General features: G+C 69.8%; 9 protein-coding genes and 1 pseudogene. 7 read left to right on the top strand and 3 right to left on the bottom strand.

Translation table 11 applies throughout. The features are described 5' to 3' along the window. Positions 1 to 400: 400 nt before the first annotated feature. Positions 401 to 1,876 carry an amino acid permease gene (locus J7I98_RS38245; protein ID WP_214929671.1) on the bottom strand — a complete coding sequence of 492 codons (1,476 nt, stop codon included), beginning with the start codon at positions 1,874 to 1,876 and terminating at the stop codon, positions 401 to 403. Between the two features lie 1,173 nt (positions 1,877 to 3,049). On the opposite strand from J7I98_RS38245, the gene J7I98_RS38240 reads away from it, so the two are divergent. The 4 genes from J7I98_RS38240 to J7I98_RS42770 are packed head-to-tail and all read left to right on the top strand — an operon-like array spanning position 3,050 to position 6,030. After that, positions 3,050 to 4,318, top strand: a complete 1,269-nt coding sequence (locus tag J7I98_RS38240) for an NAD-binding protein (protein ID WP_308378081.1) — start codon at positions 3,050 to 3,052, stop codon at positions 4,316 to 4,318. Positions 4,319 to 4,325: 7 nt separating this feature from the next. Next, on the top strand, positions 4,326 to 5,000 hold the full coding sequence (locus J7I98_RS41920) for a hypothetical protein (RefSeq protein WP_251021799.1): 675 nt from the start codon (positions 4,326 to 4,328) through the stop codon (positions 4,998 to 5,000). Beyond that, the gene (locus J7I98_RS41915; RefSeq protein ID WP_251021798.1) at positions 4,961 to 5,422 is read left to right on the top strand and encodes a hypothetical protein; all 462 of its coding nucleotides are present in this window, start codon (positions 4,961 to 4,963) and stop codon (positions 5,420 to 5,422) included. The genes J7I98_RS41920 and J7I98_RS41915 overlap by 40 nt, the downstream gene beginning before the upstream one ends. Then, the gene (locus J7I98_RS42770; RefSeq protein ID WP_308378080.1) at positions 5,389 to 6,030 is read left to right on the top strand and encodes a helix-turn-helix domain-containing protein; all 642 of its coding nucleotides are present in this window, start codon (positions 5,389 to 5,391) and stop codon (positions 6,028 to 6,030) included. The genes J7I98_RS41915 and J7I98_RS42770 overlap by 34 nt, the downstream gene beginning before the upstream one ends. Before the next feature lie 112 nt (positions 6,031 to 6,142). Here the strand turns inward: J7I98_RS42770 and J7I98_RS38230 are convergent. Further along, positions 6,143 to 6,310 (bottom strand): annotated as a pseudogene (locus tag J7I98_RS38230) (proline dehydrogenase); the annotation flags it as partial. A 366-nt stretch (positions 6,311 to 6,676) separates the two neighbouring features. Here J7I98_RS38230 and J7I98_RS38225 point away from each other — a divergent pair. Further along, complete coding sequence (locus J7I98_RS38225) at positions 6,677 to 9,385, top strand: SpoIIE family protein phosphatase (RefSeq protein WP_214929669.1); 2,709 nt, start codon at positions 6,677 to 6,679, stop codon at positions 9,383 to 9,385. Between the two features lie 212 nt (positions 9,386 to 9,597). After that, on the top strand, positions 9,598 to 9,747 hold the full coding sequence (locus J7I98_RS38220) for an integrase (RefSeq protein WP_251021797.1): 150 nt from the start codon (positions 9,598 to 9,600) through the stop codon (positions 9,745 to 9,747). Positions 9,748 to 10,470: 723 nt separating this feature from the next. On the opposite strand, the gene J7I98_RS38215 is transcribed toward J7I98_RS38220, so the two are convergent. Beyond that, positions 10,471 to 12,141: a tetratricopeptide repeat protein gene (locus J7I98_RS38215; protein WP_251021796.1), complete on the bottom strand. Its 1,671-nt coding sequence runs from the start codon at positions 12,139 to 12,141 to the stop codon at positions 10,471 to 10,473. Positions 12,142 to 12,158: 17 nt separating this feature from the next. On the opposite strand from J7I98_RS38215, the gene J7I98_RS42425 reads away from it, so the two are divergent. Continuing rightward, on the top strand, positions 12,159 to 12,301 hold a 143-nt coding region (locus J7I98_RS42425; protein WP_308378082.1), incomplete at its 3' end, for a transposase domain-containing protein.

Here is a 12,301-nt window from a genome sequence, read left to right as displayed (position 1 = left end):
GCACCATAAACGCCAAGCTTAGTCCGGAAAAGGGCAAGCGGACTCACGAAATCCTTATTTCAGGTAGGCAGCCTGTCGTGGCGATCCGGCACTCGTGGTCCGGCGTGGGAGCCGCAACCACGGGCGGGCGGGTGGCAGATGAGGTCCGCAGAGGGTGGCTTCGTCCAGCTCGCTCGTGCGCGTGACCAGCATGCGGACCGGGTCCTGTGCGTCCTCCATCTCGTCGAGCGCGGCCGTGAGCCTCTCGACGACCCGCAGTGGGTGCAGGCGGCGGCCCGTTCGGCGCGACCATCGCGCACGGCCGACAGCGGTTCCGGCCCGCTGCGTTTCTGCTCAGCGGGCCGGAACCGTCATCCCGCATTATTCTCTGGCCTACGGGCCCAGGCCCGTTACCTCTGTCTTACGGTCGGGTGACCGAGTCCTCGATACCCGCAGTGTCGGTGTCCGCGTCCTTGCGGCCGGCGCCGGTCAGGTCGCGGAACAGGGCGATGGCCAGGACGAGGGCGGCGGCCAGCAGCGACATGATGACCTGTTCGCGTCCGGCATCGTCGGTCAGCATGTAGACGAGGACGAACGAGATCATCCCGATGGTGACCCAGGTCAGATACGGGAAGAGCCACATCTTGACGACCAGCTTCTCAGGCTGCTCGCGCAGGATGATGCCGCGCATCCGCAGCTGGGTGAAGCAGATCATCAGCCATACGAAGAGGGCCACCGCGCCTGATGAGTTGAGCAGGAAGTCGAAGACGGTGTCCTTCCACTGGTAGTTGAACCATACGGCGACGAAGCCGAAGACAACGGAGCCGAGGATCGCGGCCTGCGGCACACCATGGGCGTTGGTGCGGGCGAAGGCCTTGGGTGCGTCTCCGCGTCGGCCGAGGGAGAAGGCCATGCGGGAGGCGGTGTAGAGCCCGGAGTTGAGGCAGGACAGGACGGCGGTCAGGACGATGACGTTCATGATCTGGCCGGCGTGCGGAATGTCGATCGAGTTGAGGGCGGCGACGTACGAACCGTCCTTGACGATTGACTTGTCGTTCCACGGGAGCAGCGTGACGACGACGAAGATCGACCCCAGATAGAAGACGCCGATACGCCAGATGACGCTGTTGGTGGCCTTGGTGACGGCGCGCTGCGGGTCTTCCGACTCGCCGGCGGCCAGGGTGACGATCTCGCTGCCCATGAAGGAGAAGACGACCATCAGGACACCGGTCAGGATGGCGCCCGCGCCATGGGGCATGAAGCCGTCCGCGTCGGTGAGGTGCGCGAATCCGGTGCCGGGGTTGTCGGAGCCGGGCAGCAGACCGAAGACGGCGAGCAGGCCGATGGCCACGAATCCGCCGATGGCGACGACCTTGATCCCGGCGAACCAGAACTCGAACTCGCCGTAGGAGCCGACCGAGACGAGGTTCGTGGCGGTGAGCACCACCATCACGATGAGTGCCCAGCCCCACTGCGGGATCGCGGGTATCCACCCGTTGAGGATGACGGCACCGGCGGTGGCCTCCACCGCGAGCACGACGACCCAGAAGAACCAGTACAGCCAGCCGATGGAGAAGCCGGCCCAGCGGCCGAGGGCCTGGTCGGCGTAGGTGGAGAAGGAGCCGGAGGTCGGCCGTGCGGCTGCCATCTCGCCGAGCATCCGCATGACCAGGACGACCATCGCGCCGACGAGGGCGTATGAGATGAGGATGGCGGGTCCGGCGGCGGCGATGCCGGAGCTGGAACCGACGAACAGACCGGCACCGATGACACCGCCGATGGCGATCATGGACAGGTGGCGGTTCTTCAGCCCGGCCTGGAGGCCGTCGGGGGAGGGGGCCTGTGCGGGGTTGCCAGGCTGTGCGGCCACCTTGGTGGTGGTCGGTTGCGCGCTCATGGATTCCTCAGCAATCGAACGAGTTCTGGGCATGATTCAGCACAGATGGAGTGACGAAGCCAGGGCATGTGAAGGGCGCCATGCGCTGTGCAGGCGCAATACAGCCGCGCGCTCACATGAGAGCTACGGCAGGCTGATCACGGTTCTGCTGCGTCTCCGGCGGGTGTGGACCGGCACGGTGGTTGGCGTCCTGGACGCAGGGACCGCTGCACGGCTCGGGTGCGGGCGAGGCGCACCGTGTGGCCCTGTGGGGCATTCGTGCAACGGATTCCGCACTGTTTCCAGTGGGTTGGGATCATCCAGCTCACAAGCTGACTTGGTGTCCTGGGTATCCCTTCAAGGCCAAGACGGTAGGGCATGAATTCGGAATTGGAAATAGTCGCGTCGTCAGCCTGAGCTCTCTGCTGTCTCTGCTGTCCGGCTCCGGCGCCGAGCCTGTGTTCGCTTCGCTGGACCGTCCCGGTGCCCGCCGCAGCGCTTTGAGCATTTGTATGAACTCGGGTCGCCGGGAGTCTGGCATCTGTCCATGGTGTGCTGGTGGGGCCGCTTCTACCGTCGGGGTACGCGAGATTCCGCTGGGCGACCCCCGGCGCTCCTCGTCGGCCAGGGTGGTCCTCCTCGAGGGCCGGCGAGTCCTGGCTCTCCTTCTGCTCTTGGCGTCCTACGCAGCGAGTCCGGTGGTTCGGGCGATTGTCATTGCGACGGAGCAGGCCAGCTATTTATTTGCCCTCCCGGCTCTATCAGGCGGACTGCGCGGGCACATTCGAGCTGCCTGTGCGGGCGGCAGACAGGCCGCACCACCATCCGATGGGAGTTGATCAGTGAATGCCGCGTCCGGGCAGCCAGTCCCGCCTACCGGCGTCATCCTCCGCCAACCAGCCATGGGCGGCCGGTCCGCCGATTCAAGTGACCCCAAGTGCCACTGCGGCCGGCTGCTCATCAGCTGCAGCGGCTGCCAGACCCTCCGCTGCCTGGACTGCGAGCCCTACCGTTCTGATGACTGCCTCTTTGACCTCTGAGCATTCCCGCGGCGGCGTCTGCGCCGAGGAGAACCCGCATAACGCGTTGGGTGGTCCGCTTCCCGCAGGCGGCGGACAGGAGCGGTATTTCGTCGTTATCGGCAGCGATATGGCGCGCAGGGTCTGTGGTTCCCTGCGATCGGCGGGACACCTCGTGCGCCACCTGGCGCAACCCACGGACGGCGATCTGCGCCAGGTGCTCGACCGGGAGGTGGCCGGCGTCGCGATCCTTCTGGATGACGATGTCCAGTCCCTGCGCTACGCGCTCGCGGTCGAGCACATCTGCCCAGGCGTCACGCTGGTGGTGACGGTCTTCGACCGGACGGTCGCCGACCAACTCGTGCGCGTGGTACCGAACTGCCAGGTCACGTCGCCGGCCGACGTCGCCGCTCCCGTACTCCTTGCCGCCTGCCTCCAGCCCGACCTGCTGGCCCTCAACCGGACCTCCTCGGGCCACGTCGGCGCCCGGTGGGAGGAGGACACCGTGAGGCTCGAGACGTACCGGCCACCTCGCTCCCTGAGATACCGGGCCAGGCTGGGGAAGATCAGGGGGCAGCTGCGACCGCACGATGGCAGCTCGCGGATCATGCTGACCGGCCTCGCCGGGCTGCTCGCGGTGCTCCTTGCGGACTGGGGCTGGTCCGTGACCTTCAATCACCGACCGCCGGTGGAAGCCTTTTTCCAGGCGGTGCGAACGGTGTCGACCGTCGGCCCCGCGTCCGCGCACGGCTCAGACGCCTACCTGGTATTCGCCGGCCTCGCGATGCTCATCACCATCGTCTTCACCGCCGTTTTCACCGCCGGCATGGTCGACCGCCTGCTGGCCCCTCGCTCGATCGGCATGGTGGGCTCCCGTGCGCTTCCCCGCGCGGGGCATGTGGTGGTCGTCGGGCTCGGCCAGGTGGGGCTGCGGCTGTGCACCCGGCTGCAGGACCTCGGTATCGGGGTGATCGCGGTGGAACGCGACGCGGCGGCCCCCAACCTCCGTTTGGCCAGAGCACTTGGCGTCCCTGTCGTCATCGCTGATGCCACCGACAAGTTCGTGCTGCGCAGGCTCAGCCTCCACACGGCTCAGGCCATGGCCGCCGTCGCCTCCGACGATCTGGACAACATCGCGGTCTCCGTAGCATCACGAGCGGTCGCACCCGATCTGCGGGTGGTCATCAGGGCGGGCGATCACGAGGCCATCGCCGAGACCCAGTCCCTGTTCAGAATCGGCATCGTCCACGACCTGGGCAGTCTGAGCGCCGCGTACACGACCGCAAGCCTGATCGGGCTACGGCCGCGCGGCGTGCTCGCACACGGCAGGCGGCTCCTTGTGGAGCGCGCGAACGGGAGGTTCGTGCAGTGGCCCCATGCGGTCCGGTGCGACCACCAACAGGACAGGCACGCTGACGGCCCACAGCAGGTCCGTGAAAGCTGAGCAGGATATGGCGAGTCAGGAAAGTCCCACCACCCAGCATTCGGGGCTGCCGTCTCCGGCGGCGGCCGGGGTCAGCCTGCGGCATCTGCTGATGTCGCAGGCCGAGCCACTGGTGGAGCTGCAGGCCGCCCCGATGGGGCTCGACGTCGAGGTGCGCGAGGTCGGGATCCTCGATCCCGAGGACCCGGCGCCGGCCCGGCCCGGTGAGTTGGTGCTCGCCATCGGGGTGCGCGGCAGTGCGGTGCTTCCCACGCTGCGCGCGGCGGGCGCGGCCCGGGCTGCCGCGGTCGTGGTCAAGCTCGACGGACCCGGACAGACCGCGATGCTCGGCGAAGTGGCTGCGGCGGCCGGCGTAGCGCTGCTCTCGGTACGCCGAGAGATCCGCTGGGAGCGCGTGGACTCGCTGGTCCGCGCGGTGCTCGGACCCGGTGAGACCGTGGCACCCGCCGAGCACGAGGCGAGCGGCGATCTGTTCTCGCTGGCGCAGACCACCGCGTTGCTCACCGGTGGCATCGTCAGCATCGAGGACACCGCGCACCGGGTCCTGGCCTACTCCCGCTCCTCGGACGAGGGGGATGACCTGCGCCGTATGTCCATCCTCGGCTGGCAGGGACCGGAGCCGTACCTGTCCAGGCTGCGTGAGTGGGGGTCTTCGAGCGCTTGCGGACCTCCGGCACGGTGATCGCCGTCGAGGCGCATCCGGAGCTGGGTATCCGGCGGCGCCTTGCGGTCGGCATCAGGGCCAGGAACCAGCCGCTGGGAACCATCTGGGTGCAGGAGAGCTCCCAGCCGCTCGCCTCCCGCTCGGAGCAGGCGCTGCTCGGCGCTGCAGGGGTGGCCGCGCTGCACTTGGTGCGGCGCCGACGCGAGGTCGCCGCCGATACGCGACTGACTCAGACGCTGCTGGTCGGACTCCTGGACGGCTCGACCGGTCCGCAGTCGCTGACCGAGCACCTGAGGCTGGATCCGCGCCGTCCGGTGGCCGTGATCGGCTTCTCGCTCCGCCCCCTGGCAGCTGTGAGGCCGGCGGCGGTGGAGACCGGCGGGAAGGCCATGAGCAGGAGGGCTCGGTGGAGCTCACCCGGGCGGAGGTCACCGGTCTGATCTCGGTGCACGCGGCGGCCCGGCACTACAGCGCCGTGGTGGCGCCGGTCGGCTCCCGGGTCTACGTGCTGCTGCCGGAGCTGCCGGCCGGGCTCACCCCCGCTGTCGTCCAGGGCTGGTCGCGGGAGATCGTCGGGGCGGCGAAGAACCATCTCGGGGTGTCGCTGCAGGCGGCGGTCGGACCGGTCGCGCCCGAGCTGTCGGGCGCGGCGCTCTCCCGCCGGGATGTGGACCGGGTGCTGGGGGCGATGGCCCGCGGCGAGGTCGCGGTGGAGGTCGCGTCACTGGACGAGGTAGGGGAGCAGGTGCTGGTCGGCGAGATCCTCGCCGTCCTTGCGGAGCGGCCGGACCTGCGGGACCCGCGGCTCATCGCGCTCGCGGAGCGGGACAGGCGCAGCGGCACCCACTACGTGGAGTCGCTGTTGACGCACCTCGACGCCTTCGGGGACCTCGCCACGGCGGCGGCGCAGCTGCACGTACACCGCAACACGCTCCGGTACCGGATCCGCCGGGCACAGGAGCTGACCGGCCTTGATCTCTCCCATCCACAGCAGCGGTTGCTGACGATGCTGCAGCTGAGGCTGCCGCCGGGGAGCGCCGGCGGCTGAACGAGGGCCGGGCGACGCGGTGTTGCGGCGCCGCGTGCCGCAGGCTCGCTTTCCCACGCCCGGCAGCGGGCAGCGGGGCAGGCGGGCCGCGGTCACGCCGTTCGCGAGGCGGTCAGCTCCGAGTGGTCATGTCGCGCAGGAAGAAGGTCAGGTTGGCGGGACGCTCGGCGAGGCGCCGCATGAAGTAGCCGTACCACTCCTGGCCGTAGGGAAGGTAGACGCGCATGGTGCCGCCGTCGGCAACGATCCGCTGCTGCTCCTCGGGGCGGATGCCGTAGAGAGGCAGTGATATGGCCAGGCCCACAAACCGGCGGGGTGTCGTAGAGGTGGTGCTTGCTGTCTTGAACTCCGGCTGGAGTGGGCGCGTGGCCGCGACGGACGTGCGGGCGTCGAAACCGCTTGCCGCGCAGGCACGCCGCAGCCTGCAGGGGGTGGTGGCGCAAGCTGGACGTCACCGACTCCAGGCCCCAGGAAGGAACCGCCAGGTGTTTCGCCCCGCGGCGGCAAGCGGTGCTAGAAATTGGCCATGAAGGAAAAGGGTCTTTTCGGACCAACCCATCTTTTGCGGCGAGCATCCCCACGTCCCTCGTCCGATCGAGGCGGGTCAGCGGCCGCGCGTCGTGGGTGGAAGACGGGGCTGCGCTCCATGCTGAGCCTGCGGAGCGCCGCGGGACAGGTATTCGTGTTGCAGGTCGTGATCGTGTTGCTGCTGGCCGCGGCGGCGGTGACGGCCTTGGTCGTGCAGGCCAACCGTGGCAGTGAACGCGAGGCCGAGCGCCTGTCCCTGGCGGCGGCCGAGATGTTCGCGAATGCCCCGGGCACAGCCGAGGCGTTGAAGAGCCCGAATCCGACAGCCGTCCTGCAGCCGCGCGCCGAAACGGCCTGGACGAGGGCGGGAGTGGACTTCGTTCTCGTCATGAACACGGATGGGATTCGCCTTACCTACCCCGACCCGGAGCAGATCGGGAAGAAGTTCGTCGGCACCATCGAACCGGCGCTGGAAGGCCGCACCGTCGTCGAGCGCGCAGGCGGGCCGGCGCTGCCTGCCGGTACGGGACCGGCCGTCCAGGCAGTGGTCCCGGTGATGGGGGCCGACGGTTCGGTCGTCGGACTGGTGGCCGCCGGGATCACGGTGGAGAACGTGGGAGACCTGGTCGATCGGCAGTTGCCGATCATCTTCGGCGCCGGCGTGGCCGCGCTCGTTCTGTCCACCACCGGGACGGCGCTGGTGTCCAGGCGACTGCGTCGGCAGACGCGCGGCCTGGGCCCGGCGGAGATGACGCGGATGTACGAGCACCACGACGCGGTGCTGCACGCGGTGCGTGAGGGTGTGCTGATCATTGATGCGGACGGTCGGGTGCTGCTGGCCAACGACGAGGCGCGGCGGCTGCTGGACCTGCCGGCGGACGCGGAGCAGCGGCACGTGGCGGCCCTGGGGCTGGACGGGGAGACGGCGCGGCTGCTGGCGTCGGCCGAGCCGGTCACAGATGCGGTGCGCCTGGTCGGTGACCGGCTGCTGGCGGTGAACGAAAGGCCCACGGCCCCGCACGGCGGCCAGGCGGGCAGCGTGGTGACGCTGCGGGACACCACGGAGCTGGCGGTGGTCACCGGGCGGGCGGAGGTGGCGCGGGAGCGGCTGAAGCTGCTGTACGACGCGGGGGTGCGGATCGGGACGACGCTGGATGTGACGCGCACCGCCGAGGAGCTGGCGGAGGTGTCCGTCCCGCAGTTCGCCGATGTCGTCACCGTCGAGCTGCTGGACCCGGTCCTGCGCGGCGAGGAGCCACCAGAGGCGAGCACGGAGATGCGCCGCGCCGCCGTCGTCGGCCTGAAGGGTGACCACTCCCTCTACCCCGTCGGCGAGCTGATCCGGTTTGTGCCCACCCATCCCGTCGCCGCCGGGATGATCACCGGCCGGGCAGTGCTCGAAGCGGACCTGAGTACCTCCGACGGCTGGCGGGCCCAGGAGCCCGAGCGGGCTCAGCGAGTCCTGGACCGTGGCATCCACTCCCTCCTTGTGGTCCCGATGCGGGCCCGGGGCGTATTGCTGGGAGTGGCGAACTTCTGGCGGGCGAATGCCTCCGCACCGTTCGAAGAGGAGGACAAGGCCTTCGCCGAGGAGCTGGCCGCCCGGGCAGCGGTCGCGATCGACAACGCCCGCCGCTACACCCGCGAGCACACCATGGCCGTCACCCTGCAGCGCAGCCTCCTGCCCCGGGGCGTACCCGAGCAGAACGCCCTGGAGGTGGCCTACCGCTATCTGCCGGCCCAGGCCGGGGTGGGCGGCGACTGGTTCGACGTCATCCCGCTGTCCGGCGCCCGCGTGGCGCTGGTGGTCGGCGACGTCGTCGGCCACGGTCTGCACGCCGCGGCCACCATGGGCCGACTGCGCACCGCCGTGCACAACTTCTCCGCCCTGGACTTGCCGCCGGACGAACTGCTGAGCCACCTTGACGAGCTGGTCGCCCACATCGACGCCAGCGAGACCGCCGACGACGTGCACGACGGGGACGGGATCACCGGGGCCACCTGCCTGTACGCCGTCTACGACCCCGTCTCCGGTCGAGTGGCCGCCGCCACCGCCGGCCACCTGGGGCCGGCGGTGGTCCACCCCGATGGGACCGTGGCCTTCCCCCCAGTGCCGGTTTCCCCGCCCCTGGGCGTGAGCGCAAGCTTGCCGTTCGAGACGACTGAGCTGACTCTGCCCGAGGGCTCCCGCCTGGTCCTCTATACCGACGGGCTGGTCGAGGACCGCGGCCGCGACCTGGACAGCGGCCTGGAGACCCTGCGAGATGCCCTGGCCGGGACCGGCCGCACTCCGGAGGACACCTGCGCCGCGGTGATCGAGGCCATGCTCCCCGCCAGGCCCACGGACGACATCGCGCTGCTGGTGGCCCGCACGCGCCGGCTCGACCCGGTGAAGGTCGCCCAGTGGGACGTACCCCGCGCCCCCTCAGCAGTAGCCCCCGTCCGCACCGCCTGCGCCCGCCGCATGGCGGACTGGGGTCTGGAAGAGATCGGCTTCGCCACCGAGCTCATCCTCAGCGAACTGATCACCAACGCCATCCGCTACGGCGGCGACCCGATCACCGTCCGGCTGTTGCACGACCGTACTCTGATCTGCGAAGTCTCTGACGGCAGCAGCACGTCACCGCATCTACGCCGGGCCAAGACCACGGACGAAGGTGGGCGCGGCCTGTTCCTCGTCGCCCAGTACGCCGAACGCTGGGGCACCCGCTACACCTCCGCCGGCAAGGTCATCTGGACCGAACAAGCCCTTCACGGCGGGCCAGTGGGACCCAGCGGGGACCTGGGCGACATCCTCCTCGATCAATGGACCGACGAAGGCCTGTGACGACAGTTCTCCCGTCCCGCGAAACCAGAGTCTCCCCATTGTCCCGCTCGTTCGCCGGGCCGTCACCGCCAGGTAGCGGAACTAACCGTCTCCTGGCTTGCCAGCTGTCGGCGACCGCACTGCCGCTGTGAGCGCTAAACCGAAAACTTCTGGGGCGAAGCCGGAGCGCTTGTCGGCTCGTTCTGGCTGCACCGCGGTGTGGACCCGGCCGAATGAGCCCGCCGCGCGGCCAGAGCATCGAGGTCCTCTTCCGCCACTACGCCAGGTTCCTTGACGGCATCCAGGACCATGCCAACCGCCTGATCGAGCAGTCGATGCAGGAGCGGAATCGCGTGAGCCAGGGCGCGGCACCTGCCGAGTGAGCCGAGTTGGACCGGAAACGGACCGGAACTGCTGGTCAGGAACGGGATAGGCGTGGCAGGAATTGGGAAGTACGACGCAACTCTGACCCCGTCTGTAAATGGGTCCAGCGAAAGGCGCTCGAACGGGCAAAAGTCCAGGTCAGGCGCCTTTTTTCGTGCCTCTAGAAGAAGCCCGGCTTCTTCGGCGAGTAGGAGACGAGGAGGTTTTTCGTCTGCTGGTGGTACACCGGCTGCACCGGCGGTGACCTGAAAAAACGGCCAACCGGCACCGTCTTGGCAGCGCCGGTCCGAGAATGGTCCGGATCTCGCGTCGCAGCCGCCGAGGGCCCGCCATCCGCCGCCTCCCGACCGTGCGCCCGCCGGGGGCGCGGCCGCGAGCGCGACCGGAAGTCCGGTCCCGAGCCCGACCGTTACCATCCGACGCATTCCCTCAAGGGCGTCGTCCGCAGGTTCGAGCCCGGCAACGCGCGCACACGAGCCGCCGTCGCCTGGCGCAAGTGCGGCCAAAAGCCCTTGGGCACAAACCTGCTGGCGACTGTCAGCCAAGATCCGCCGGACAAGACTCGAGCCCCTGACAGGGCGAGCCGACCTCCCATCCGCCCAACCGGCCGAAGCCGCGCCGCTCGGCTGCGGTTCGGCTTGTCCCTGCCCCCGCCGCGCGACGGCGGTTCAGTCGCGGGAGCCGTGAGCCGCTCAGGCCCGCGGAGCGGCCGACCGGCGCCGTCACGCCGCCAGCGCTGCCTCCACCTCCGCGAGTTCCCTCTCCGGGTTGGCCGTCCGGGCCAGTACGTCCAGGTCGTCCCGGCTGTAGCGGGCGCGCACGTCGTCGTCCCACCTCGCGGTGGCTGCCCGCAGCGGCTCGACGGCTTCCGCGAGTCGGCCCAGCCGGTGCAGGACGAGTCCGTAGTACCCGGCGGCCTCCGTCACGTGTGCAGAGCCGCTGCCCTGTTCCCAGGCCCTGCGCAGAAACGGTTCCGCCTCGGCGTACGCGCCGCGCTGGGCCTTGAGTTTCCCCGCGAGCATGGCGTTCAGCGGCGACCCGTCGTCGGCCGCGCGCACATACCAGCGCTCGGCCTCCTGGTAGTCCCGGTGGTACTCGGAGAGCCAGCCCATCTGGTTGCACGCGTCGTGGTGCCCCGCCTCGGCGGCCGTCCGGTACCAGTGGTCGCGCAACGTGGGCCTGCGCAACGAGCCGTACAGCTCCGCGAGGTCGTACGCAGCCTCCGGGTCGCCGGCCAGCGCGGCGGGTTCGATCCACCGGACCAGGTGGCGGTCGCCCGCGCCGGACCAGTCGCCGAGGATCTTCCCGTACGCGTACGAGGCGTGGACGTCGCCCGCCTCCGCGCGCTCGCGTAGCTCGGGCAGCCGGCGCAGGTCCTTGCCGGGGGCGATCGTCCCGCCCTCGCGGATCGCGGCGATCCGGTCGAGCTGCGCGACGACGTCTTCGTCGTCCTGCCCGACCTGACGAAACCAGCGTTCGGCCTCCTCGTACCGCCGCTTCCGCTTGCAGAGGAGGCCGAGGTTCCACTGAGCGGCCTGGTGCCCGTCGCCGGCCGCGAGGCCGTACCAGTGCTCGGCGTCGGCGAGGTCGCCGCGCTGCTCGTGCAGGACTCCGAGGACGTACCCGGCGCCTTCATAAGCCTCCTGGTGGGCTTGGACCAGTAGGCCGTGCGCCTCGGGCCAGGACGCGTCGCCGGCGGTTTCCGTCAGGAACACGGCGTGGTCCACGCGGGCGGAGGCGCTGAGCGCGGAGGCCCTGCGGTAGTAGCCCGCGGCCTCGGTGGTCAGGCCCGGGTAGTCGCGGAAGTGTTGCACCAGGTCGAACAGCGGGCGCAGCGCCTCGGCCGCAGTGTCCCCGTCTCCGGCGGCCTCAGCGGCGTCGAGGTCCGCCGCGACGCGGTCGAAGTCCTCGCGAATCGACTCGAAGAGCTTCACCCAGCGGAAGACCGCGATGTCGCCCAGGTCGATGTCGCTCATCAGGAACTTCGGCGCTTCGTCGAGTCGCCCCTCGGCCGCGAGCAGCTTGCCGAGCTCGATCTTGCAGTCGAGGCTGCGGCCTTGTTCCCAGCCGCGCCGGAACCATTCGGCGGCCTCCGGATCGCCGTTCTCCTTGAGCAATACGCCCAGTCCGTAGGCGCATCCGGCGTGCCGGTCGGCGACGGCGCGGTAGAGCGCCTCCGCCGCCGGCCGGTCGCCCCGGATCTTCCGGTACCGGGCAAGGGTGTAGTGCGAGAAGGCGTCGCCCCCGGCCACCGCCTGTTCCCAGTACGGGATGCCTTCGTCCACGTGATGGCCGAGCACGAAGAAGTCGGTGTGCCGGCGGGCGGTCTTCGCGTCACCGGCGCGCGCTGCGGCGACGAGAGCCTCTCCGCGGGGCTGTATATCCTGCGTCATGAGCCGCATCGTGACAGGTGGGGCCAAGAACCGGCCAATTGACGGCCGTTGCCGTCCGGTGCCGGTCCCGGGACCGGGTGGTGGCCGAGTGCGGGCGGTCGGGACAGCGGACCCGGCTGCTGCCGCCGCGGGTGGTCGTGTACTTCGTGCTGGCGATGTG

Source organism: Streptomyces sp. ISL-98 (genome assembly GCF_018614055.1).
GTDB classification, from domain to species: domain Bacteria; phylum Actinomycetota; class Actinomycetes; order Streptomycetales; family Streptomycetaceae; genus Streptomyces; species Streptomyces spiramyceticus.
This window is presented reverse-complemented; position numbering and strand designations above follow the sequence as displayed.

Excerpts from the sequence above, each read along its gene's own strand:
- J7I98_RS38225 (WP_214929669.1), top strand. The coding sequence starts at position 6,677 with ATGCTGAGCCTGCGGAGCGCCGCGGGACAGGTATTCGTGTTGCAGGTC.
- J7I98_RS38215 (WP_251021796.1), bottom strand. The coding sequence starts at position 12,141 with ATGACGCAGGATATACAGCCCCGCGGAGAGGCTCTCGTCGCCGCAGCG.
- J7I98_RS41920 (WP_251021799.1), top strand. The coding sequence starts at position 4,326 with ATGGCGAGTCAGGAAAGTCCCACCACCCAGCATTCGGGGCTGCCGTCT.
- J7I98_RS38245 (WP_214929671.1), bottom strand. The coding sequence starts at position 1,876 with ATGAGCGCGCAACCGACCACCACCAAGGTGGCCGCACAGCCTGGCAAC.
- J7I98_RS38220 (WP_251021797.1), top strand. The coding sequence starts at position 9,598 with ATGAGCCCGCCGCGCGGCCAGAGCATCGAGGTCCTCTTCCGCCACTAC.